General features: G+C 67.2%; 17 protein-coding genes, 1 tRNA gene, 2 pseudogenes and 1 riboswitch. Of the genes and pseudogenes, 9 read left to right on the top strand and 11 right to left on the bottom strand.

Annotated elements, in window-relative coordinates; translation table 11 throughout:
* Positions 1 to 27 precede the first annotated feature (27 nt).
* The 7 genes from EJO66_RS06805 to cysS form a co-directional block, all read right to left on the bottom strand.
* Positions 28 to 1074, bottom strand: a complete 1047-nt coding sequence (locus EJO66_RS06805) for a beta-ribofuranosylaminobenzene 5'-phosphate synthase family protein (protein WP_125964789.1) — start codon at positions 1072 to 1074, stop codon at positions 28 to 30.
* 230 nt (positions 1075 to 1304) lie between these two features.
* A tRNA-Ser gene (locus tag EJO66_RS06800) sits at positions 1305 to 1397 on the bottom strand.
* Positions 1398 to 1423: 26 nt separating this feature from the next.
* Positions 1424 to 2692: an aspartate kinase gene (locus EJO66_RS06795; protein WP_124958063.1), complete on the bottom strand. Its 1269-nt coding sequence runs from the start codon at positions 2690 to 2692 to the stop codon at positions 1424 to 1426.
* A 70-nt stretch (positions 2693 to 2762) separates the two neighbouring features.
* Entirely contained in the window at positions 2763 to 3740 is a 978-nt protein-coding gene (gene tilS, locus EJO66_RS06790; protein WP_124958064.1) for a tRNA lysidine(34) synthetase TilS, read from the bottom strand.
* Positions 3741 to 3764: 24 nt separating this feature from the next.
* Positions 3765 to 4745, bottom strand: coding sequence for an acetyl-CoA carboxylase carboxyltransferase subunit alpha (locus tag EJO66_RS06785; protein WP_124958065.1), 981 nt, complete (start codon positions 4743 to 4745; stop codon positions 3765 to 3767).
* A 16-nt stretch (positions 4746 to 4761) separates the two neighbouring features.
* The gene (locus EJO66_RS06780; RefSeq protein WP_124958066.1) at positions 4762 to 5415 is read right to left on the bottom strand and encodes a DNA-3-methyladenine glycosylase family protein; all 654 of its coding nucleotides are present in this window, start codon (positions 5413 to 5415) and stop codon (positions 4762 to 4764) included.
* A 17-nt stretch (positions 5416 to 5432) separates the two neighbouring features.
* Entirely contained in the window at positions 5433 to 6809 is a 1377-nt protein-coding gene (gene cysS, locus EJO66_RS06775) for a cysteine--tRNA ligase (protein WP_124958067.1), read from the bottom strand.
* A 190-nt stretch (positions 6810 to 6999) separates the two neighbouring features.
* Between cysS and EJO66_RS06770 the strand changes: the two genes are divergently transcribed.
* The 6 genes from EJO66_RS06770 to EJO66_RS06745 all read left to right on the top strand — a co-directional run bounded on the left by EJO66_RS06770 (position 7000) and on the right by EJO66_RS06745 (position 10952).
* Positions 7000 to 7590, top strand: a complete 591-nt coding sequence (locus EJO66_RS06770) for a tetratricopeptide repeat protein (RefSeq protein WP_124958068.1) — start codon at positions 7000 to 7002, stop codon at positions 7588 to 7590.
* Positions 7591 to 7674: 84 nt separating this feature from the next.
* Positions 7675 to 8274 (top strand): peptidylprolyl isomerase, encoded by a 600-nt coding sequence (locus EJO66_RS06765; protein ID WP_124958069.1) that lies wholly within the window; start codon positions 7675 to 7677, stop codon positions 8272 to 8274.
* A gap of 33 nt (positions 8275 to 8307) precedes the next feature.
* Positions 8308 to 8820: a peptidylprolyl isomerase gene (locus tag EJO66_RS06760; RefSeq protein WP_012748192.1), complete on the top strand. Its 513-nt coding sequence runs from the start codon at positions 8308 to 8310 to the stop codon at positions 8818 to 8820.
* A gap of 37 nt (positions 8821 to 8857) precedes the next feature.
* Positions 8858 to 9628 (top strand): UDP-2,3-diacylglucosamine diphosphatase, encoded by a 771-nt coding sequence (locus tag EJO66_RS06755; RefSeq protein WP_124958070.1) that lies wholly within the window; start codon positions 8858 to 8860, stop codon positions 9626 to 9628.
* Positions 9629 to 9636: 8 nt separating this feature from the next.
* Positions 9637 to 10428, top strand: a complete 792-nt coding sequence (locus EJO66_RS06750; protein ID WP_124958071.1) for a M90 family metallopeptidase — start codon at positions 9637 to 9639, stop codon at positions 10426 to 10428.
* A gap of 230 nt (positions 10429 to 10658) precedes the next feature.
* Positions 10659 to 10952 (top strand): GYD domain-containing protein, encoded by a 294-nt coding sequence (locus tag EJO66_RS06745; RefSeq protein WP_124958072.1) that lies wholly within the window; start codon positions 10659 to 10661, stop codon positions 10950 to 10952.
* Between the two features lie 121 nt (positions 10953 to 11073).
* Here the strand turns inward: EJO66_RS06745 and EJO66_RS06740 are convergent, their stop codons facing one another.
* Together EJO66_RS06740 and EJO66_RS06735 are read right to left on the bottom strand one after the other, a co-directional pair.
* Positions 11074 to 14025 (bottom strand): DUF349 domain-containing protein, encoded by a 2952-nt coding sequence (locus tag EJO66_RS06740; RefSeq protein ID WP_240648529.1) that lies wholly within the window; start codon positions 14023 to 14025, stop codon positions 11074 to 11076.
* Between the two features lie 129 nt (positions 14026 to 14154).
* Positions 14155 to 17976: a DUF748 domain-containing protein gene (locus EJO66_RS06735; protein WP_124958074.1), complete on the bottom strand. Its 3822-nt coding sequence runs from the start codon at positions 17974 to 17976 to the stop codon at positions 14155 to 14157.
* Positions 17977 to 18553: 577 nt separating this feature from the next.
* On the opposite strand from EJO66_RS06735, the gene EJO66_RS06730 reads away from it, so the two are divergent.
* The 3 genes from EJO66_RS06730 (at position 18554) to nrdR (ending at position 21304) form a co-directional block, all read left to right on the top strand.
* Positions 18554 to 19411: a lytic transglycosylase domain-containing protein gene (locus EJO66_RS06730; RefSeq protein ID WP_125964787.1), complete on the top strand. Its 858-nt coding sequence runs from the start codon at positions 18554 to 18556 to the stop codon at positions 19409 to 19411.
* 17 nt (positions 19412 to 19428) lie between these two features.
* A riboswitch (ZMP/ZTP riboswitch) is annotated at positions 19429 to 19555 on the top strand.
* Positions 19556 to 19596: 41 nt separating this feature from the next.
* The gene (gene glyA, locus EJO66_RS06725) at positions 19597 to 20841 is read left to right on the top strand and encodes a serine hydroxymethyltransferase (protein WP_124958076.1); all 1245 of its coding nucleotides are present in this window, start codon (positions 19597 to 19599) and stop codon (positions 20839 to 20841) included.
* 19 nt (positions 20842 to 20860) lie between these two features.
* On the top strand, positions 20861 to 21304 hold the full coding sequence (gene nrdR / locus EJO66_RS06720; RefSeq protein ID WP_012748200.1) for a transcriptional regulator NrdR: 444 nt from the start codon (positions 20861 to 20863) through the stop codon (positions 21302 to 21304).
* Positions 21305 to 21316: 12 nt separating this feature from the next.
* Here nrdR and EJO66_RS06715 read toward each other — a convergent pair.
* Both EJO66_RS06715 and EJO66_RS06710 read right to left on the bottom strand, forming a co-directional pair.
* Positions 21317 to 21553, bottom strand: a pseudogene (locus tag EJO66_RS06715) (type IV pilin protein); the annotation flags it as partial.
* A 153-nt stretch (positions 21554 to 21706) separates the two neighbouring features.
* Positions 21707 to 21925, bottom strand: a pseudogene (locus tag EJO66_RS06710) (type IV pilin protein); the annotation flags it as partial.
* Between the last annotated feature and the right edge of the window lie 19 nt (positions 21926 to 21944).

The following is a 21944-nucleotide window of genomic DNA, read 5'->3' as shown; positions in this document are numbered from 1 at the left end:
GGCGGCGGGTGGTTGCGCCAGCAGGATTCAACGATTGCGCGGCTCGGCGGCACGGCCCCGCACCACCGCCCCGCGGTTGCGGCCCGAGACGATGCGCAGCTCCAGCCGCGGATCGAGCTGCCCGGAGGCGCGCGCAGCATCGACCAGCATCTCGGCCCGCACGTGCGAAGGCACGATCGCAAAACTCGTGGGGCCCCATGAACTCTGGCCGATGGCCGCGTCATGCCCCCGGCTCGCATCCGCGAACCAGTGCATCAGCCGCCCGACCGCCGCGCTCGTGTAGATGCCGCCCTGCGCCGGCGCAAAGTGCTGGCCGAGCAGTTGCTGCATGCGGTTGATGCCCGCGGCAAAGGGCGCGAACTCCGCACGCGCGGCGCCGGGCAGCACCCGCATCAGGACCTGATGGCAGATCTCGGCCGCGCCCGCCTGCGGCAGGGGTGGCAAGGCCGCGATGGCTTTCTTCTCCGCGCCGCCCGACAGGCCCTTGTGCACGGGGTCCTGGACCACGATGACGCGCCATTCTTCCGGAAACTCGATGCGCGACAGCAGCGGTGCGGGCAGCCCGTCGGCGCCCGGGCCGCCATCGAGCAGCAGGCCGCCGCTGTCGAACCCCGCAATGCCGATCCCCGAGCGCAGGCCGCGCCCGAGCCAGTGCGCCAGCGTGCCCGTGTCCAGATCGAGCCCATGCCATTCGGCAAAAGCCCGCCCGATCGCCGACGCGAGCTGCGTGCCCGAGCCGAAGCCCGCATGCGGCGGCAGCGCATGGCGCAGCCGCAGCGACAGCGGCGCGTGGCGGCCGCTGCGCTGCTTCAACACCGCCAGATAGTCCGCCGCGCGGGCCAGTTCCGCCTCGCCGGCCGGCACGTCGGCCGACAGCTGGTCCGATGACGCGGACGCCGACAGCTCGAGGTCGGTGGTGAAGCTGTCGATCACCAGCCCCAGGCTGCCGAACGCGCGCCCCAGCGAGCCCGAGGGGTCCAGAAAGCCCAGGTGCAGGCGCCCGGGCGCGCTCACGCTCACCGTGCGAACGCTCTGGTCGAGCCTGGAAGCAAAGGCGAGGTCGGCGGAAGTCATGGGCGGCGGTGTGCGATGAGGCGAGGTCATGGACTCGCTTGTCATAGCAAGGGCCGTTCCGTCCATGCGCCCAGAGGGGGCACCGGGGCCAGGGCGCGTTCAGGAGGCCGGCGATGTCCCAGGAGCGGGACAATGTGTCACGGCGCGCAGGGGCCGCGGCAGGGGTGGCTGCTGCGGGTGCAGCGCCCCAAATGAAAAACGCCCCGTGAGGGGCGTTTTTGTTTGCTATCTGGCGGAACCGGAGGGATTCGAACCCTCGATGAGGCTCTACACCCCATACTCCCTTAGCAGGGGAGCACCTTCGGCCACTCGGTCACAGTTCCTGAAAGAAGCCGAGATTATGCCACCATCAGGCGGCCGGTTGGTCCAGATCGAAGGCTTTGTGCAGGGCGCGCACGGCCAATTCCATGTATTTTTCGTCGATCACGACCGAGGTCTTGATCTCGCTGGTGGAAATCATCTGGATGTTGATGCCCTCTTCGCTCAGCACGCGGAACATCTTGCTGGCAACGCCCACGTGGCTGCGCATGCCGATGCCCACGATGCTGACCTTGCAGATCTTGGTGTCGCCCACGATCTCGGTCGCGCCCAGCGAGGGCATGACCTTCGACTGCAGCAGATCGACCGTCTTCGCATACTCGTTGCGGTGCACCGTGAAACTGAAGTCGGTCCGGCCGTCCTTGCTGAGGTTCTGGATGATCACGTCGACTTCGATGTTGGCGTCTGCCACGGCACCGAGGATGTGATACGCGATGCCCGGCTTGTCGGGCACGCCGAGCACCGAGATCTTGGCTTCGTCGCGGTTGAAAGCGATGCCGGATACGACGGCTTGTTCCATGTTTTCGTCTTCCTCGAAAGTGATCAGCGTGCCGGACTTGGCCTCTTCATTGATGTCGATGTCCCACGGCGTGAAGCTCGAGAGCACACGCAGCGGCACCTTGTACTTGCCGGCGAATTCCACCGAGCGGATCTGCAGCACCTTGGAGCCCAGGCTCGCCATCTCGAGCATCTCTTCGAAGCTCACGGTCGAGAGGCGCCGCGCATCGGGCTCCACGCGCGGATCGGTGGTGTAGACGCCGTCGACGTCGGTGTAGATCAGGCACTCGTGCGCCTTCATCGCTGCCGCAATGGCCACGGCCGAGGTGTCGCTGCCGCCGCGGCCCAGCGTGGTGATGTTGCCGTCGTCGTCCACGCCCTGGAAGCCGGTGATGACGACCACCTTGCCGGCGTCCAGGTCGGCGCGCACGCGCTCGTCGTCGATGCTCTCGATGCGCGCCTTGGTGTAGGAGTTGTCGGTGCGCACCGACACCTGCCAGCCCGCGTAGCTCACGGCTTCCATGCCCTCGGCCTGCAGCGCAATGGCCAGCAGCGCGGACGAAGCCTGTTCGCCGGTCGAGGCGAGCATGTCGAGCTCGCGCCCGTGGGCGTCGCTCGGTTTGCTCGGCGCCAACTCTTTGGCCAGGCCGAGCAGGCGATTGGTTTCGCCGCTCATGGCACTCGGGACCACGATCATCTGGTGGCCGGCGCGCGCCCACTTGGCGACGCGCTTGGCGACATTCTTGATGCGCTCGGTCGAGCCCATCGACGTACCGCCGTATTTGTGAACGATCAATGCCATGGATGAATTCAGAGAAATGGGAAGGGCCGCCGCTGCACTCCCGAGTGCCAGCGCGGCGCCCTGCGAGCCGTCAGCGCGAAGCCTTGGGCGAGGGCCCGGAATTGTACCAATGCAGCAGGTCGCCCCTGCGCTGGGCAAATCCATTGGCCACCTTGAGGTGGATCCGGTGGCCGCGGGTGGTGCAGGCGCGAACCTGGTCCAGCAACTGGTCGAGCTGCGCCGCGCTGGGCGCGCAGCCGTGCGCCTGCATCAGCCAGTGCCGCAGCACATTGGCCTGCCGCGCGCGTGAAAGCGCCTGCAGCGCGGCAATGCGGGGCGGGTTGCCCACCACGCCCAGGTCCTGCGCCGCGAGTTCGCCCAGCAGTTCCTGCGCCTGCGCGGCGTGGCCGGTGCTGCGGGCGAAGGTGGCGCGGAACTGGGGGAAAGTCCGCTCCAGCGCGGGCAGCAGCACGGCGCGGATCCGGTTGCGGGTGTAGCGCTCGTCCTCGTTGGTCGGATCCTCGATCCAGGGCAGGTCCACGCCCTTGAGCCACGCGCGAATGTCGGCCCCGGGCACCGCCAGCAACGGACGGTAGATGTCCAGCCCGTTGCGCCGCGCATGCGCGGGCATGGCCGCGAGGCCCGGCAAACCGGCGCCCCTGGAGAGCGCCAGCAGAAGGGTTTCGACCTGGTCGTCGGCATGGTGCCCGAGGACTATCGATTCAATAGCACCAAGCGCCGTATCCATGCGCGCCATCGCTGCAAAGGCGTCATAGCGGGCGCGGCGCGCCGCATCTTCGGGACTGTCGCCCTGCGCATGGCGGGCGTCCACGCGGTGCACCACCAGTGCCACGCCGAGGCGTTCGCACACGGCCGCGCAATGGCGCTCGAAATCGTCGGCGGCGGCCTGCAGGCCATGGTGCACATGAAAGGCAACAACCTGCCCTGGCCAGGCCGAGGCACAAGCGGCCAGCAGCGCCGTGGAATCCGCACCGCCGCTGAAGCCCACCGCCAGCGGCAGGTGCGCCGGCTCGAACGCGGCCATGGCGCGTTCGAAGGCTTCGTTCATGGAAGGAGCAGCGCGCTGGCTTGTTTACCTGCCGGTGTCGGCCTTGGTGTCGTTGAAGCGCCCGTAGCTCTGCAGGCGTTCGTAGCGGCGCTCGAGCAGTTCCTTCGGCTTCAGGTCGCTGACCTGGCGGAAGGCGTCGTTGAGCGCGCGCTTGAGGAAAGCGGCCATCTGGCGGTGGTCGCGGTGCGCGCCGCCGACCGGTTCGTTCACGATCTTGTCGACCAGGCCCAGCGCCTTCAGGCGGTGCGCGGTGATGCCGAGCGCATCGGCCGCTTCCTGCGCCTTGTCACTGGTCTTCCAGAGAATGGAGGCGCAGCCTTCGGGGCTGATGACCGAGTAGATCGAATACTGCAGCATCACGAGCTGGTCGCCCACCGAAATGGCCAGCGCGCCGCCGGAACCGCCTTCGCCGATGATGGTGACGATGATCGGCACCTCGAGCTGCGCCATCTCGTAGATGTTGCGGCCGATGGCTTCGGACTGGCCGCGCTCCTCGGCGTCGATGCCCGGATAGGCACCGGGCGTGTCGACGAAGGTGAAGACCGGCAGCTTGAACTTTTCGGCCGTCTTCATGAGGCGCAGCGCCTTGCGGTAGCCCTCGGGCTTGCTCATGCCGAAGTTGCGCGCGGTGCGCTCCCTGGTGTCGCGCCCCTTCTGGTGGCCGAGCACCATGCAGGGCGTGCCGTTGAAGCGCGCCAGGCCGCCCACGATGGAGAGGTCGTCGGAAAAGTGCCGGTCGCCGTGCAGTTCGACGAAGTCGGTGAAGATTTCGTTGACGTAGTCGAGCGTGTAGGGCCGCTCCGGATGCCGCGCGATCTTGGTGATCTGCCAGGGCGTCAGGTCGCTATAGATGTCTTTGGTGAGCTGCTGGCTCTTCTTGCCGAGCTGGTCGATTTCCTCCGAGATGTCGACCGCCGATTCGGTCTGTACATAGCGCAGTTCTTCGATCTTTGTTTCGAGTTCAGCAATGGGCTGCTCGAAGTCGAGGAAGGTTCGTTTCGCCAACGTCTTCTCCTGTTGTTCAGTATGCGACCGGTACCGGGTCGAGCGATCGCCAAATATACCAAGTCGCCACGCTGCAATACGGGGCCCAGGCCACGGCAACGTCGCGGGCATCGCTGCGGCTCACGGGATCGCCCGAAAAATAGTTGACGCTGATGCCGTTGAGCAGACCCAGGTCGTCGACCGGCAGCACGTTGGGGCGCATCAGGTGGAAGATGAGGAACATCTCGGCCGTCCAGCGGCCGATGCCGCGGATGGCCACGAGTTCATCGATGATGAGCTCGTCCGACATGTCCTTCCAGGCGTCGACATGCACGGCGCCCGAATCGAAGTGAATGGCCAGGTCCACCAGGTACTCGATCTTGCGCGCCGACAGCCCTGCCGCGCGCATGTCGTCGACCTTGAGCTTGAGCACGTTGGCCGGGGTCAGCTTGCGCGGCAGCACCGCGAACTTGTCCCACACGGTCTGCGCGGCCTTCACCGAGATCTGCTGGCCCACGATGCTGCGCGCGAGCGTGGTGAACGCATCGCCGCGCGACTCGAGGCAGGCATCGCCGAACTTCGGGATCAGCCGCTTCATCACGCGGTCCTTCTTGGACAGGTGCTTGCAGGCCTCTTCCCAATAGTCCGGCGTGAAGATCTGGACCGCCGGATTTTTCGAGGAAGCAGGCATGGGATTCGTGGTTCCGTTCACTGCGCTGCGGCCCAGGTTGTGCCGGTGGGCGAATCCTTGAGCACGATGCCCTGCGCCAGGAGGTCGTTGCGGATGCGGTCGGCCTCGGCGAAGTTCTTTGCGGCCTTGGCGGCCGCGCGCGCATCGATCTGCGCCTGGATGGTGGCTTCGTCGAGCGTGGTACCCGCGCGCAGGAAGCGCTTCGGATCGTCCTGCAGGATGTTCAGGCATCCGCCGAGCGCCTTCAGCAGCCCGGCCTGCACGGGCGACCGCGTGCGGTTCACTTCGCCAGCCAGGTCGAACAGCACGGCCACGGCCTCGGGCGTTGCAAAGTCCTCGTCCATTGCGGCCTTGAAGCGCGCCGCATACGGGTCGCTCCAGTCGATGGCCACCGCCTGCGGCGCGACCAGGTCCAGCGCCGTGTAGAGCCGCTTGAGCGAAGCGCGGGCGTCGTCGAGATGCACATCGCTGTAGTTGAGCGGGCGGCGATAGTGCGCCCGCACGACGAAGAAGCGGATGGTTTCGGCGTCGTACTTCTTGAGCACGTCGCGGATCAGGAAGAAGTTGCCCAGGCTCTTGGACATCTTCTCGTTGTCGGTCACGATGAAGCCGTTGTGCATCCAGTAGTTGGCCAGCGGCTTGCCGGTTGCGCCTTCGCTCTGCGCAATTTCGTTTTCGTGGTGCGGGAACTGCAGGTCTTCGCCGCCGCCATGGATGTCGAGCGTTTCGCCCAGCAGCTCGCAGGCCATGGCCGAGCACTCGATGTGCCAGCCGGGGCGGCCCGGGCCGAACTCGCTGGCCCACTTCACTTCTTCAGGCTCGCTCGCCTTGGCGCTCTTCCAGAGCACCGGATCGAGCGGATCGTCCTTGCCGTCGAGCACGGCCACGCGCTCGCCCGCATGCAGTTCGTCAATGGACTTGCCGCTGAGCTTGCCGTAGCCCGGGAACTTGCGCACCGCGTAGTTCACGTCGCCGTTGTCCGAGCGGTAGGCCAGGCCCTTCTTCTCGAGCGTGCCGATCATCGACAGCATCTGCGGGATGTAGTCGGTGGCGCGGGGTTCGTGGGTGGGCCGCTCGATGCCGAGCGCATCGGCATCTTCGTGCAGCGCGTCGATCATGCGGTCGGTGAGCGAGCGGATGGTTTCGCCGTTCTCGACCGCGCGGCGAATGATCTTGTCGTCGATATCGGTGATGTTGCGCACGTAGGTCACGGCCAAGCCGCTGGCCTTGAGCCAGCGCTGCACAAGGTCGAAGGCGATCATCGAGCGTGCATGGCCCAGGTGGCAGAGGTCATAGACCGTCATGCCGCAAACGTACATGCGCACCCGGCCCGGTTGCAATGGGGAGAACTCCTCCAGTTCACGCGAAAGCGTGTTGTAGATGCGCAGACTCATGAGGCTCGGAAAGCGTCGCTTCGCGCTCGTGCGGCACGGGCGAACGACGGTGTATTTCAGGGGTGACGGGACAGTGGCCACGAGGGGTTGGACATGGCCCCTCGGCTACAATGCATCGCAGTATAAACGGCTGCTGCCGTCTCATTCCGGGTGTTTTCGAAGCCCGCATTCCCACTCCTGCCGAGGCTTCATGAAGCACGTCGCGTTCTCCAAACTCTCCATCGCCTTCGCACTGCTGTTCAGCCTGTGGGGTTCGGCTGCCTACGCCAACGACTACGACGACGTGAATACCCTGCTGCGCCAGGGCAAGTCGAACGAGGCGCTCGCCAAGGCCGACGCCTACATTGCCGGCAAGCCGCGCGATCCGCAGATGCGCTTTCTGCGCGGCGTGATCCTCACCGAGCAGAAGAAGCAGAACGAGGCCATTGCCGCGTTCACGCAGATGACGCAGGATTTTCCCGAGTTGCCTGAGCCCTACAACAACCTGGCCGCGCTCTATGCAGCGCAAAGCAAGTTCGACCAGGCGCGCGCCGCGCTGGAGCAGGCGCTCAGGCTCAACCCCAACTACGCCACCGCGCACGAGAACCTCGGCGACGTGTACGCCCGCCTGGCGGCCCAGGAATATGTGCGGGCGCAGCAATTCGCCAGCACCAACGCCAGCGTGGCGCCCAAGCTCTCGCTGATCCGCCAGATCTTCACGCCCAAGGTCGAGGCCGATGCCGCGGCCCTGCCGGCGGCACCGCCTGAAGTCCGCAAGCCGGTCGGCCGCGCCAGCAAGTAACGACCACCGCCGGCAGCATCCTCCGGCCGCGGCCGCTTGCATTGCCCGGCCCGCACCCCACATCATTCGCACACGGAGCCATCCTTGACGATCCAAGCCCCTTCCCTGTCCACCCGTTTCAGCCGCCGCGGCGCGCTCGTGCTGGCCGCCTCGCTCGCGCTTGCGGGTGCCGTCCATGCGCAGCAGCCCGGCCCGCGCGTGAAGCTCGCCACCTCGGCCGGCGACATCCTGGTCGAGCTCGACCAGGCCAAGGCGCCCCAGACGGTCGAGAACTTCCTGCAGTACGTCAAGGACAAGCACTACGACGGCACCGTGTTCCACCGCGTGATCGACGGCTTCATGATCCAGGGCGGCGGCTTCACGGCCGACATGCAGCAAAAACCCACGCGCGCACCCATTCCGCTCGAAGCCAGCAACGGCCTGAAGAACGACCGCTACACCATCGCGATGGCGCGCACGGGCAATCCGAACTCGGCCACCTCGCAGTTCTTCATCAACGTGAAGAACAATGATTCGCTCAACGCGCCCAACCCCGACGGCTACGGCTACACGGTGTTCGGACGGGTCGTGGCCGGCACCGAGGTGGTCGACAAGATCCGTGCCGTGCAAACCGGCAACAAGGGCGGCATGCAGAACGTGCCGCTCGAGCCCATCATCATCAAGTCCGCCGCACTGGCGAAGTAATCTCCTCCGAACATCCGAAAGAAGGACTCCCTCATGAGCAACCCCAAAGTCGAACTGCACATCAAGAACTACGGCGTGATCACGCTCGAACTCGACAGCGCCAAGGCGCCGAAGTCGGCCGAGAACTTCGTCAACTATGTGAAGAACGGTCACTACGACAACACCGTGTTCCACCGCGTGATTCCGGGCTTCATGGTGCAGGGCGGCGGCTTCGAGCCCGGCATGAAGCAAAAGCCCACCGGCGCCGAGATCGAGAACGAAGCCAACAACGGCCTCAAGAACGACAACTACACCGTGGCCATGGCCCGCACGAGCGCACCGCACTCGGCCACCGCCCAGTTCTTCATCAACGTGGCCGACAACGGCTTCCTGAACCACACCGCTCCCTCGGCCCAGGGCTGGGGCTACGCGGTGTTCGGCAAGGTCACCGGCGGCACCGACGTGGTGGACAAGATCAAGGCCGTGAAAACGGGCCGCAAGGGCTTCCACGACGACGTGCCGCTCGAGGACGTCGTGATCGAGAAGGCCGTCCTCGTCGCGGAATAACGCGCGGACCGGCGAACGAACGCGGCACGGCACGGGCATGGCGGAACATCCGGTTTTCAAGGAACTGCTTGCACCGCCCGCGTGGCGCACCGTCGATCTGATCTCCGACCTGCACCTGCAGGCCGACGAGCCCGCCACCTTCGAGGCCTGGCGCGGCTACCTGCAGACCACGCCGGCCGATGCGCTCGTCATCCTGGGCGACCTGTTCGAAGTGTGGGTGGGCGACGACGCCGCCGCCCTGCCCGGTTTCGAGGCCGAATGCGCCGAGTTGCTGCGCCGCACGGCCGAGCGGCTGCCGGTGTACTTCATGCACGGCAACCGCGACTTCCTCGTGGGCCCTGCGCTCGCTGCCCGGTGCGGCTTCACGCTGCTGGACGATCCCACGGTGCTGGTGCTGCATGGTGAACGCTGGCTGCTGAGCCACGGCGACATCCTTTGCCTGGACGACACCGACTACCTCAAGTTCCGCGCCCAGGTGCGCACGCCCGAATGGCAGGCCGCATTCCTGGCCAGGCCGCTGGCCGAGCGCCGCGCGCTCGCGCGCTCCATGCGCGCGCAAAGCGAAGACCGCAAGCGCAATCCCTCCGCCGTCTGGGCCGACGTGGACGGCGGCGCCGCGCGCCAGTGGCTGCAGCAGGCGCGCGCAGGTACGCTGGTGCACGGCCACACGCACCGCCCGGCCGATCACGACCTGGGCGATGGCCTCAGGCGCATCGTGCTCAGCGACTGGGACGCTGCGGCCCATTCGCCGCGCGCACAGCTGCTGTGCCTGTCCCCCGCCGGCGCGCAGCGCGTCGACCTGCGCTAGCGCAGACCATGTTCAAGTGGCTGCGCCGGTTGCGCGCCCTGCCCCCGATTCCCGAAGCCGCCTGGCGCGCCACGCTCGAGCGCTATGCCTTCCTTGGCGCATTGCCCGTCGCCGCGCAGCAGCGGCTGCGCACCCTGGCAGCCGAATTTCTGCGCGACAAGGAATTCCATGGCACCCAGGGCTTCGTCATCACCGACGAGGTTGCACTGGCGATCGCCGCCCAAGCGGTGCTGCCGGTGCTGAACCTGAAGGGCGGGCTGGACTGGTACGACGATTTCGTCGGCATCGTGGTGCACCCGTCCGAAGTCGTCGCACGCCGAAAGATCGTCGACGAAGCACAGGTGGTGCACGAATACGACGAGGTGGTGTCCGGCGAAGCCATGGACCGCGGACCGGTGATGCTGAGCTGGCAGGACGTGCTCGCGAGCAGCATCACGAGCGACGGCGGCTACAACGTGGTGATCCATGAGTTCGCCCACAAGATCGACATGCGCGCAGGCGATGCCGACGGCTGTCCGCCGCTGCCGGCCGGCTTTGCGGGCAAGCGCAGTACACGCGAATCCCGCGCCGCCTGGCTCGCCGTGCTGCAGCCGGCATATGAAGACTTTCGCGAGAAGACGATCCTCGCCGACCGCTTCGGCGCCGAGCCGCCCTGGCTCGACGACTACGGCGCGACATCGATCGGCGAGTTCTTCGCCGTGGCCTGCGAAGCCTACTTCGTGAACCGTCCGAACTTCGCCCGGGACTTCCCGGCGGTGCTGGCTCTCTTCGATGCGTTCTTTCAGCCCGAACGGACCTGATCGTCCATCACGTCGGCGTTGCCTTGCTTACGCGCACGATACCGGCCCGCATACCCTGTCCAGGGTATGCGTTGGCCGGGGCGCCTTGCCTTTGCAGGCCGCAGGCGTAGCATCGCTGCCGCCATCGCTCACCACAGCACCGCTGCGCGCGTGATGACGTGAAGCGTCGCCGTCGGGGGCGGCGTTGCCTCATGTGATTCGTCCCCCCGCGGATAACACAGGAGCGAAAAATGGTGACCTATATCGGTATGCTGAACTTCACGGACAAGGGGATTCAGAGCGTCAAGGAAACCACCAAGCGCGCCGCTGCCGCCAAGGAAATGGCCCAGAAGCTCGGCGTCACCATGCGCGAGATCTTCTGGACCATGGGCGACTGCGATGTGGTCTGCGTGCTGGAGGCCGAGGAGGAGCAGGCGCTGGCCGCATTCAGTCTGGCTGTCGCCATGCAGGGCAATGTGCGCACGCGCTCCCTGCGCGCCTACACCGCCGGGGAAATGGACAAGATCCTGGCCAAGCTGCCCTGAGCCGGCTTGACGGCGGCTCTGGTCGCTCGTTGAACCTGGACTTGCCTCTTTCAGATGGGGCGGTGAAGTGAAAAAGCCCGCACGCGGCGGGCCCTTTCTCGTGTGAACGCACGCTGGCGCCTTATTTGCGCAGCAAGGCCTTCAACGCGTTCTGCAGGCGGCGCGCGCTGGCCGCATCGTGCGCGGCAGCCAGCACCTTGCCGGCATCCTGCCCCCAGGTCTGGGCTGGCGCCGGATCGCCGCGCTTGGTCAGCAGCTTGAGCTGCAGCGCACGGCGTGCGTCGAGCTGCTCGGCCGGCGTCGGCACTTCGGCGGCCATTTCGAGGCGCAGCAGTGCTTCGGCGGCTTCATCGGGCGCAGCCTTGGGTGCCGAGCCGATGGCCTGGGACCAGCCGCTGCGCACCGCGGGCGTGACCGCGCGTCCGAGTTCCTGCACGCTGGGCAGCCGCGAGGCGTCGCGCTGCTCCCATGCGCCAAGCACCTGCGTGAGCGCTTCGCCGTGGGCCTGGGCCGCGAGCTTGCGCAGTGCGAGATCGGCGCGCTCGAGCGCTTCGCGCTGGGCGCGGAAAGCCGCGTCGCCGAGCCGCGGACCACGGTCCTCGAAGCGCGGCGGGCGATCGCCGAAGCGTCCGGCCGGGGCGCCACGGTCGCCGCGGCCATCGGAACGCGGTGCGCCGCGATCGCCTGGGCGGCCAGGGCCGCCCGGGCCCGGACGGGCACCGTCGCGCCGGTCGCCGAAGCGGCCGCCCGCGCGTCCCGCAGGCACAGCCTCGGCCTTCTTGTTGCCGGGACGGTCGTCGCCGCGCACCGCGACCACGGGCTTGGGAGCGGGCTTCGGCGGTGCGGGCGGTGCCTTGGCTTCCTCGGCCGCGGCAGCTTCGCCGGCTTCGTGTGCCGCAACGTCGGAACGCGCGGATGCGTCGGCACCGTCGGCCGGCGCAACGAGGTCCGGCGTGGCCGCGGCATGGGCCGGAGCGGGCGTGCCCGGCAGGGCTTCCGCGTCGCTCGAGCCCGGCGCCTGCTCGGCGCTTTCGCCGAACTCGGCTGCGGCCTGTCCGGGCGCAACCACTTCGGTAGCGCCCACGGCGGGGCCGTCGCTGGAGGACTCAGGCTTCGCGGCAGGTGCAGGTGCAGGTGCAGGTGCAGGTGCAGGTGCAGGCGGAGGCGCCTCGCCGCGCAGCGCGGCTTCGAGCCGCGCAATGGCAGCGCGGATCTTCTGCACGTCGCCGCCGGCATTGGCCGCGTCCAGCGCCTTGGAGGCCTCGAGCACATGGCGGTCGTGCTCGCTCATTGCCGAGGAGACCTTCTCGCGCTCGGCCGTCTTGCGGTTGAAGGCTTCGTCGATGGGCGCGCGGAACGCGTCCCACAGCTTTTGTTCATGGCGGCGGTCGAGCGGCACGCTCTGGGCCTCGGCCTGCCAGCGCTGCTGCAGCGCCTTGACGGCATCGATGCGCAGCATAGGCTGGGCGCCGAGCTCGGCCGCCTCCGCGATCATGGCCTGGCGCCGTTCGATGCTGGCCTTTTGCGCCGCCTCGAAGGGTGCGCGCGCGGCACCGAAAGCTTCGTTCCACTGCGGCTGCAGCTCGGCAAAGACTTTTTCGCCCACGTGGCCGGCATCGCGCCAGCGGTCGGCAAACTGGTGCAGCGCGCGGTTGTGCGCCTTCAGGTCGGAGGCGCCGGCATGCTCGGCCGCCCAGGCCCGCACCTCTTCGATCAGCGCCACGCGGTGGGCGCGGTGCTCTGCCGCATCGGCGCGAACCTTCTCGAGCCAGGCCTCGACCACCTTGTGGGCTTCGTTGCAGGCTTCATCGAAGCGCTTCCACAGCGCATGGTTGGGCACGCCGCCCTGGTCGGCTTGCTTCCACTGGTCGCGCAGCGAGCGCAGCGTTTCCTGCATCTTGCGGCCGCCGAGCGCCTGGCCTTCGGGGCGCTTGAGCAGGCCTTCGGCCTTGGCGACGAGGTCTTCGCGCACCTTGTCGGCGCTCCAGCGCTGCCAGCCTTCGAGTTCGCCGGCGGCGACCAGGGCCGCATGCACGCGCGCCTCGAGCGGTGCCTCGACCAGCTTGCCGTGTTCCTTCAGCACCGCGCGCAGTGCGGCGGCCGCGCCGGCGCTGGCCTTGCCGTGGCCTTCGGCGGTTTCCTGTTCGAGCTTGGCCAGGGCCGCCTGCACGGCGTCCTGCGCCGCTGCGCGCAGGGCCGGATCGACCTTGGGTGCGGCGGGCTTGGCGGGCGCCGCCTTGGGTGCAACGACTTCGCCGCGCGCGGCGCGAAGTTCGTCGGCCCACACCGGCACCGGCGGCAAGGCAGCCGCAGCGTCGGCGGCCGCGGCCTGCGCCTGGGCCAATGCCGCATGGAACGCATCGGAGACGACCAGCAGCTGCGCCTTCGACGACTCGAGCTGCGGGGCAAACCTGGCATCCAGGCTGGTCCAGTTGGCATCGGCCGTGATGTCGGCGGCCTGCTGCTGCCAGTGGGCCACGTCGGCGCGCAGCGATTCCTCGGCGGCCTGGGCGTCCTGCCAGCCCTTGGTCGACAGCACTTCGAAGCGCTGGGCCAGCAGCACGGCGGCCTCGCGGTGCACCTGGGCACGATGCTGCAGGTCTTCGATGCCCTTCACGCGGTCGGCCAATTGCACCTTGAAACCCGCCAGCGGCTCGCGCGACAGGGGCGCGCCGGCCTTGGCGGCGTCGCGCTGCCAGGCGAGCGCATCGGCGATGTTGAGCTTGGACTGGGCCAGCAGCGCCTCGGCCTTTTGCGCCCATTCGGCGGCAATGGCCTCCTGGCCCTTGGCGCGCTTGAGTTCGTCGAGCTTTTCGCGCAGCAGGCGCGCCGCGCCCTTGTCGCGGCCGCTCAGCTCCTTGAAGACTTCCTGCATCTGCTCGGGCGCGGGGTTGCCCGCGAGCCAGTCGCGGATGCGCGCGGCGCGCTCGCCCGAAGTTGGCGCGGTGAAGGCGCCGCCGGTGAGCGTGTCGAGGGCCTGGAGGTCGTGTGGCTTGGAAGAAGTAGAGGTCACTTGCGCGAAATCGTTGTCTGAAGAGAGAAAGCGAAGGCGCCGGCAAAGGCCGGCGCACATCGACATTTTCACCCAGTTGTGGCGGGCGGTTGAATTCCATGCCGCAACCGCAGCCAAATGGCTGCCGGAAGCGGGCTCGGGATGACTACTTATGTGGCGAGGCGGGGCGGAAAACCAAGTGAGCGTCTGTCACTTCATGGCCAGGTCGAGCTCGGCGCCGGGCTTCCAGTCGTCACCGCTCGCCTTGGTCTTCACGGCGCCGAGGAACAGGCGTTCGCTCGGCAGCTTCTGGGCCAGGAGATAGTCGCGCACCACGGCGCCGCGCTCCACGGCCAGCTGGCGGATCGACTCCTCATCGACCGGAATACTCGCGAGCAGCAGGTTTTCCATTTCCTTCACCGGCAGGTCCTTGGCGAGGCCGACCATGTTGCGCGGCTTGGTGATGTCCGCGCGCTTGTACACGGCGGCCAGCAGCTCGGGATATTCGGCATCGGTCACGGGCGGCACGTCGGTGCCCGCCTGGCCGGCGCGCACCGCCACGCGCCGCTTCTCGGCCTGGGCGAGCTGGCGCAGGCGCTGGCGCTGGTAGGCATCGCGCTCCTTTTCGAGGCTGGCCGTGCCGACCACCGTCATCTGCAGGCTCGGACGCTCCGTCAGCGCCTTGACGACCTTGTCCAGGCTTTCCTTGGCAGTGGCACCGAGCACGGAGCTTCCGGGCTCGAAGGTGATGGTGCTCGACTCGCCGCTGCCACCGCCGAGTCCGCCCGTCAGCAGGCTGAACGGCGAGGTCACGGCCTTGACGATCAGGTTGACCACCGCCTTGAAGATCAGCGGGCCGATGCTGAACTGCGGATCGTTGAGCGAGCCCCTGAGCGGCAGGTCCACATCGATCACGCCGTTGCGGTCGGCCAGCAGGGCCACCGCGAGCCGCACCGGCAGGCTGTTGGGCGCGCCCTGCACTTCGTCGCCGAACTGCAATTGGTTGAGCACCAGCTTGTTGGAGGCCGTGAGCTGGCCATCGGGCGCGATCTTGTAGTTGACGTCCATGCTCATCTTGCCGCGCTCGATGCCGTGGCCGGCGTAGCGCACCGAGTACGGCGACAGCGGCGCCAGGTCGAGATCGCGCATCTTGGCGGTGATGTCGAGCTCCAGCGGCTTGGCCAGCGGGTTGAGCTTTCCGGTGATCTCCAGCGCGGCGGTCTGTTGCGCCTTGCCGCGCAGTTCCAGGTCGGCCAGCGCGGGGCGGCCGCTTTCGCCCTTGGGCGGGTTCGACGAGAACGAGCTGAGCTTGCCGGTCAGTTCGCTCAGGTCGGCCGAATAGTTGGGCTTCACGAACAGGTCGGTGAAATCGACTCGGCCGTTGACCAGGCTCATCGGGCCGAAGTTGATGACCGGCCTGGGCCCTGAATCGGCCTCGGCCTGCGCGGTTGCGACGGGCGCCGCGGCCGGCTTTGCAGGCTCGGGGCTGCCGCCGACCATGGCCTCGGCCGACACCGGCGCACCACCGCCGCCCGCAGGCTGCTGCGGCCCGCCGCGCGTCGTGGTGGTGGTTCCGCCGAGGCTGCGGCGGGACTTGACCTCCGCGCTGGCCGCGGCGGCGGCGTTGGCGTCCGCCTCGCCCTTCTTGGTGAGGTTCACCAGGTTGAGGCGGCCGGTCGGGTCGACGATCACCCGGGCGAAGAAATCGGTCAGCGTGGTTTCCCGCACGTCCACCGCCGGCGCCGCATTGGGCGCCATGCTCACCTGCAGGCCGCGCAGGCTCAGTGTCTTCCAGCTCAGCAGCTGGTTGGTGTTGCGGTCGAAGCCCGGCGACTGGGTCAGCGAGATGCTGTTGGCGCGGAAGTCGTCCAGCGCCGTGTCCCCGGCCAGCTTGATCGTCATGCCGGCCGGCGCGCTCGCGTAGCGCACGGTCCCCTTGTAGCTGGCGAAGGCACGGCGGATGTCGACGTTGAGCGCGTCGGCGTAATAGGCCTTGAAGGCATGGGCCGGGAACGAGGCCACTTCGAGCCGGCCCTCGGCCGAGAGCGGCTTGAGCACCACGTTGCCCTTGTAGTCGAAGCGCCCCGGCTCCGAGCGGCGGGAGCCGATGCGCCCCGAAACCTGCAAGGGCGAGACCATGGCGGTTTCGGGCGCGACCTTCTGCGCCTTCAGGCTGAACGCCGTGATCTCTACGGCCACCGGCGTGGCGCTGGCCTTGTCGGCATAGGACAGCGTGCCGTTGTCGACCGCCAGGGTGCCGATGGTCAATGCCCAGGGCTTGGTGTTGGCGCCGGGCGGTGCCGCCTCGGGGCCCGTGCCGGCGGGCTTGGGTGCGGCCGCCTTGGCCTGTGCCGTGCCGCCGCCGGCCGGCGTCTTGAGCCAGCGCTCGAACATCCAGCGCTTTTCGCTGTCGCGCTCGACCCGCACCTTCGGGTTCGTGGCGGTGAACGAGGCCACGTCGAGCGTGTGCTTGGTCATGTCGACCTCGGCATCGATCAGCTCGAAGCGGCCGACGCTTGCCAGCGCAGTCTTCGCCTGGGTAAGCGCCAGGCCGTCGACGGCCAGGCGCCGCGCCTTGAAGCGAAGGTCGGGCTGGGTCCAGGCGATGTCGATCTTGCCGCTCAGCTTGCCGTCAAGCGTGGGCTCCAGGCTGTGCGCCAGGTAGGGGGCGGCCAGCGACAGCGGCAGCGCGTCGACCTCGGTCTGCACCTCGGCCGCCTTGTCGGTGGCGTTGCCCTGGAACTTGAGCGTTGCGCCGCCAATGCCGGTGCTGCCGCTGAACCGGGCCGGCTTCTCCATGGGCCAGGTGAGTTCGGTCAGCTCGAGGCCGAGCGCGGTCGTCTCGATGGCCGCGGCCGGCTGAACGGTCTCATCGCGCCATCCGATACGCCCGCCGCTCAGGGCCACCTTGTCGACCCGGACCTTCAGCTTCGGCTTTTCAGGGGCCTTGCCGTCCGGAGCGCTTGCTGCGGCGGCGGGGGCTTGCGCCACCTTCTCTGCCGCTCCGGTGGCCGGATCGGTGGCCAGCAGGTTGAGCTGGCCCTTGGCATCGCGCGCGACCGCAAGCTGCGGATTGGCCAGTGCCACCTCGCTCAGGTGAAACACCGCTTCCAGCGGCCGCACGTCGGCCAGCGCCAGCTTGAGCGAATCGAAGCCCAGCAGGTCGCGCCCCCTGGCATCGCCGAGCTTCGCCTTGTGCGCCTCGACGGTGCCGGTGATCTTGAGGCCGGCGGTGGCGGCCTGCTCGAAGTCGATCTTCAGGTCGGCATCCAGGCTGCCCGCCTGCAGCTGCACCGGCAGGCCACCCGGGATGTAGCCCAGGTACGGCGCCAGGTCGAGCCCCTTGAACTGCACATGGGCGTCGGTCTTGCGGCTTTCCGCGAACGGCGTGGTGAGGGCGGCCGAATCGAACTTGCTGCCGTTGAGCGTGAAAGCCAGCTTGGGCTCGGTGTTGATGTCGCGCTTGGAGGCCAGGTTGCTCAGGAACGGCACGTTGAGCACGAAGCCGCGCAACTCGTGCCTGCGCTTGACGGTCTGGTCGTCGAAATCGACCGCGCCGTCCCTGATCGAGATGTTGTAGATCGCAAAGCGCGCCGGCTCGGCCTTGGGATCGGGCGGCGGGCCGGCCGCAAGCTTTGCCAGGATGTCGTCGATGTCGTATTTGCCGTCGGCAAGGTGCGTGAGCAGGATGGCCGGCGCCTCGACCGTCACCGCATCGATCACCGGCGCCAGCCGCAGGATCGACTGCAGTTCTGCATCGGCATAGATGCGCTTGACCGCCACCTGGGGCCGGCTGCCGTCGGCCGTGGCAATGCGCAGGTCGTGCAGCGCGAGCTCGAGGGTCCAGGGCTTGAAATCGATCTTGCCGACGGTGACCTGCCGGCCCAGCTTCTCGCTCGCGATCTTCTGGAGCTGGCTCTTGGCAATCGGCGGCACCACCAGCCATGCGATGACCCAGAGAGCCAGCAGAACCAGCAACGCGACGATCCCACGTCGCACCCATTTATTTTGTTTGAGCGAAGCTACATCCATCGCGGGAGTGTGCCGCAAAGAAGCGCGGAGCCAGAAACAAGAAAGCCCGGCAATTCGACGATATGTCTCATTACCGGGCTTGATGGCGGGCACAAAACCCATGCCATCGTTTCGCGCGACCGGAAGTCAATGGTTCCTGCCGTGCTGGCAGCAAGAGATTGCCGCCATGGATCCTCCATCGTTCCAACCCTTGACTTGCACCTCGGGCCGTAGGATTTCGGAAAACCGCCTGAGAACTCAGGCGTGTTCAGATTAGGCGCCCCACCCCTGCATTGCAATGCCGTCCTCCAAGGGTTTTCCCTTAGATTTTGTTTAAATATGTAATGGCATAAGGGAATAGCCTCTTATACTTGACCGGGTATTTAGCCGCGCTAGAATCCCGCCTGCCCCTGGCTGCCCCAGACCCAGCAGGGGCCACCTGAATCCGCTGCCGAGTTCCCCCGGCTTGATCAGGCCACCGCGCTCCTACCCCTACACCTCCATGCGCGGAGCCTGATTCGTACCAATCCAAGCGCCGCTGCCTTCATCCATCGCCCCCGCGGCGCTGCGAACAGGTGCCGCACAGAAAGGAAGAGCGATGAACAAGGCGTTTGATGCCACAGCCCGCGGGCTGAGGACCTTTGTGTCCGATGTGGCAGACGGCTTTTTTGAAATCACCCACAACGGGTTTGCACTGGTTGGCCTGGCCATCGTGTTCGCGGCGCTCGCGCTCGTGGCGCGGCCCGACCTGCGCAAGACCGGCGAGGAACAGCTCATGGGCTGGCTGCAGTCGCGCAAGCCCGCGCCTGAAGCCACCGACCTGGAGCCGACCGCCATCGTGCGCACCACGGCTGCGAGCCCGGGCGACCTGCCCAAGCAGCAGGCCGCCGTGGCTTACTGGCTCAGCAAGAAGTACCGCGTGGCGGCCGAACCGCTGAGCGTGCTGGTTGCAGAGGCGTACCAGCTGGGCAAGCGCACCAAGCTCGACCCGACGCTGATCCTGGCCATCATGGCCGTCGAATCGAGCTTCAATCCCTTCGCCCAGAGCCACGTGGGCGCCCAGGGCCTGATGCAGGTCATGACGCGCGTGCACGGCGACAAGTACGAAAGTGCGGGCGGCACGCTCACCGCCTTCGACCCCGTGACCAACATGCGCGTGGGCGTGAAGGTGCTGCAGGAATGCATCGCCCGCGCCGGTTCGCTCGAGGGCGGCCTGCGCTACTACGTGGGCGCGGCCAACCTCGACGACGACGGCGGCTATGCCGGCAAGGTCCTGGCCGAGCACGAACGGCTGGTGCAGGTGGCCAACGGCCGCAATCCGCCGACGATGGCGGCGCCGGTCGTGCGGGCGCAGGTCCAGCCGATTCCGGTTGCCGTACCGCCCAGCAAGCCGCAACAGGCGGCCGAGCCGGCAGCGGACCCGCAGAAAGTGGCCCTGCTGTCGGAAGTTTCCTGAGCCCCTGCGCTACACTCCACCCCGTACGCGACTGGCGATAGGCGCAGCACCTTGCACGGTGCCCCGCGCTGACGTGGAATACCACTGGGAAGCGTGCCGCCTGGCATCCATACAGGCGTTCAGCCGTTCGCCTGGGCAGCCCTTGTTTGGTTGAAGAACAAGGACCTCGTCTTCAAAGGACTGCCATGTACAACCGCAATATCCTGGTCGAACAGACCGATCCCGAAATCTGGGCTGCCATCCAGGCCGAAAACGCGCGCCAGGAACACCACATCGAGCTGATCGCGAGCGAAAACTACGCCTCGCCGGCCGTCATGGCCGCGCAGGGCTCGCAGCTCACCAACAAATACGCCGAAGGCTACCCGGGCAAGCGCTATTACGGCGGCTGCGAGCACGTCGACGTGGCCGAACAGCTGGCCATCGACCGCATCAAGCAGATCTTCGGCGCCGACGCCGCCAACGTGCAGCCGCATTGCGGCGCCTCGGCCAACGAAGCCGTGATGCTGGCCTTCCTGAAGCCCGGCGACACCATCATGGGCATGAGCCTGGCCGAAGGCGGCCACCTGACCCACGGCATGCCCCTCAACATGAGCGGCAAGTGGTTCAACGTGGTGAGCTACGGCCTCGATGCCAACGAAGCCATCGACTACGACGCGATGGAGCGCAAGGCGCACGAGCACATGCCCAAGCTGATCATCGCGGGCGCCTCGGCCTATTCGCTGCGCATCGACTTCGAGCGCTTCGCCAAGGTGGCCAAGGACGTGGGCGCGATCTTCATGGTCGACATCGCCCACTACGCCGGCCTCGTGGCCGCGGGCGTGTACCCCAACCCGGTGCCGCACGCCGACGTGGTTACCTCCACCACCCACAAGAGCCTGCGCGGCCCGCGCGGCGGCATCATCCTGATGAAGTCGCAGCACGAAAAAGCCATCAACAGCGCGATCTTCCCGGGCCTGCAGGGCGGCCCGCTGATGCACGTGATCGCCGCCAAGGCCGTTGCGTTCAAGGAAGCCATGACGCCCGAGTTCAAGGCCTACCAGCAGCAGGTGGTCAAGAACGCCCAGATCGTGGCCGACACCCTCACCGAGCGCGGCCTGCGCATCGTGAGCGGACGCACCGAAAGCCACGTGATGCTGGTCGATTTGCGCGCCAAGGGAATCACCGGCAAGGAAGCCGAGGCCGTGCTGGGCAGCGCCCACATGACGATCAACAAGAACGCGATCCCCAACGACCCCGAAAAGCCGATGGTCACCAGCGGCGTGCGCATCGGCACCCCCGCCATGACCACGCGCGGCTTCAAGGACGAAGAGGCGCGCATCACCGCGAACCTGATCGCCGACGTGCTCGAGAACCCGCGCGACGCCGCCAACATCGATGCGGTCCGCGCCAAGGTGCACGCACTGACGAGCCGGTTCCCGGTCTACCGCTGATCCGGCAAGAAGTGGCCGCATGAAATGCCCTTTTTGCGGTCATCTCGAAACGCAGGTCGTCGAGACCCGCGTTTCGGAAGACGCCGACTTCGTGCGCAGGCGCCGCCAGTGCAGCGCCTGCGACAAGCGCTTCACCACCTATGAGCGGCCCGACGTCAACTTTCCGGTGGTCGTCAAGAAGGACGGCAGCCGCGCCGACTTCGAATCGGGCAAGGTTCGCGCCTCGATGATGCTCGCGCTGCGCAAGCGGCCGGTCAGCATCGAGCAGATCGACAACGCCCTGCTGCGCATCGAGCAGAAGCTCCTGGCCAGCGGCCTGCGCGAAATCGACTCGACCAAGGTGGGCGAACTCGTGATGCGCGAGCTCAAGAAGCTCGACAAGGTGGCCTACGTGCGCTTTGCCTCGGTGTACCGCAGCTTCGAAGACGTGGACGAGTTCCGGCAGCTGCTGCGCGACATCTGAAGAGCCCCGCGCTCAGCGGTTCCAGCAGGCCTGCACCCGCGCGTTCAACACGCTGGTCTGGTCGGCTGCCAGCTTGACGCCCTGCTGGTTCACCGTGAGTGTTCCACACTCGTCGGCGGCCGATGCGCCCTGCGGCACGGCCCTCAGCGTGTAGGTGGTTGCCGTTCTTGCGGCATAGCTGATGGTGTAGTTTGCGGTGCCGGAGGATGGCGCCTGGTTCAGCCCCGCCGGCAGCGCAACGGTTGACGGCGGATACTGGCCGAGGCTGTGTGAAAACTCGTGACCAGCGTGTTTTCGGGGGTACTGAAACTCTTCCTTTCCCTTCGATCGTCGATCCTGGCTCGATCTGAGAGGTCAACTTCCGAGATGACCAGCAGCACAGCGCGTTTTCACACAGCCTCGGCCGTTGGCCGTCAGGTAGCGCTCGGTCCATTGCGCCGCCTGCAGCAGCTGCTGCTTGGCATCGGCCCGCTTGGCCCGCAGCACGTAGCGCATGTAGCTCGGATAGGCGATCGCGGCCAGGATGGCGATCACCGCCGTCACGATCATGAGTTCGACCAGCGTGAAGCCGCGCGAACGCATCTGGCCTTTGCGGGTCTGCGCGTCGGGATATTTGTTCATGGCTCGGGTGCGCTGCGCG

The organism is Variovorax beijingensis, assembly GCF_003951285.1.
Taxonomy (GTDB): Bacteria; Pseudomonadota; Gammaproteobacteria; order Burkholderiales; family Burkholderiaceae_C; genus Variovorax; species Variovorax beijingensis.
The sequence above is the reverse complement of the archived record's forward strand: the minus strand, read 5'-3'. Positions and strand labels throughout refer to the sequence as shown.

Excerpts from the sequence above, each read along its gene's own strand:
- nrdR (WP_012748200.1), top strand. The coding sequence starts at position 20,861 with ATGAAATGCCCTTTTTGCGGTCATCTCGAAACGCAGGTCGTCGAGACC.
- EJO66_RS06730 (WP_125964787.1), top strand. The coding sequence starts at position 18,554 with ATGAACAAGGCGTTTGATGCCACAGCCCGCGGGCTGAGGACCTTTGTG.
- glyA (WP_124958076.1), top strand. The coding sequence starts at position 19,597 with ATGTACAACCGCAATATCCTGGTCGAACAGACCGATCCCGAAATCTGG.
- EJO66_RS06795 (WP_124958063.1), bottom strand. The coding sequence starts at position 2,692 with ATGGCATTGATCGTTCACAAATACGGCGGTACGTCGATGGGCTCGACC.
- tilS (WP_124958064.1), bottom strand. The coding sequence starts at position 3,740 with ATGAACGAAGCCTTCGAACGCGCCATGGCCGCGTTCGAGCCGGCGCAC.
- EJO66_RS06755 (WP_124958070.1), top strand. The coding sequence starts at position 8,858 with ATGGCGGAACATCCGGTTTTCAAGGAACTGCTTGCACCGCCCGCGTGG.
- EJO66_RS06805 (WP_125964789.1), bottom strand. The coding sequence starts at position 1,074 with ATGACTTCCGCCGACCTCGCCTTTGCTTCCAGGCTCGACCAGAGCGTT.
- EJO66_RS06735 (WP_124958074.1), bottom strand. The coding sequence starts at position 17,976 with ATGGATGTAGCTTCGCTCAAACAAAATAAATGGGTGCGACGTGGGATC.
- EJO66_RS06770 (WP_124958068.1), top strand. The coding sequence starts at position 7,000 with ATGAAGCACGTCGCGTTCTCCAAACTCTCCATCGCCTTCGCACTGCTG.
- EJO66_RS06750 (WP_124958071.1), top strand. The coding sequence starts at position 9,637 with ATGTTCAAGTGGCTGCGCCGGTTGCGCGCCCTGCCCCCGATTCCCGAA.
- cysS (WP_124958067.1), bottom strand. The coding sequence starts at position 6,809 with ATGAGTCTGCGCATCTACAACACGCTTTCGCGTGAACTGGAGGAGTTC.
- EJO66_RS06740 (WP_240648529.1), bottom strand. The coding sequence starts at position 14,025 with ATGTGCGCCGGCCTTTGCCGGCGCCTTCGCTTTCTCTCTTCAGACAAC.
- EJO66_RS06745 (WP_124958072.1), top strand. The coding sequence starts at position 10,659 with ATGGTGACCTATATCGGTATGCTGAACTTCACGGACAAGGGGATTCAG.
- EJO66_RS06780 (WP_124958066.1), bottom strand. The coding sequence starts at position 5,415 with ATGCCTGCTTCCTCGAAAAATCCGGCGGTCCAGATCTTCACGCCGGAC.
- EJO66_RS06760 (WP_012748192.1), top strand. The coding sequence starts at position 8,308 with ATGAGCAACCCCAAAGTCGAACTGCACATCAAGAACTACGGCGTGATC.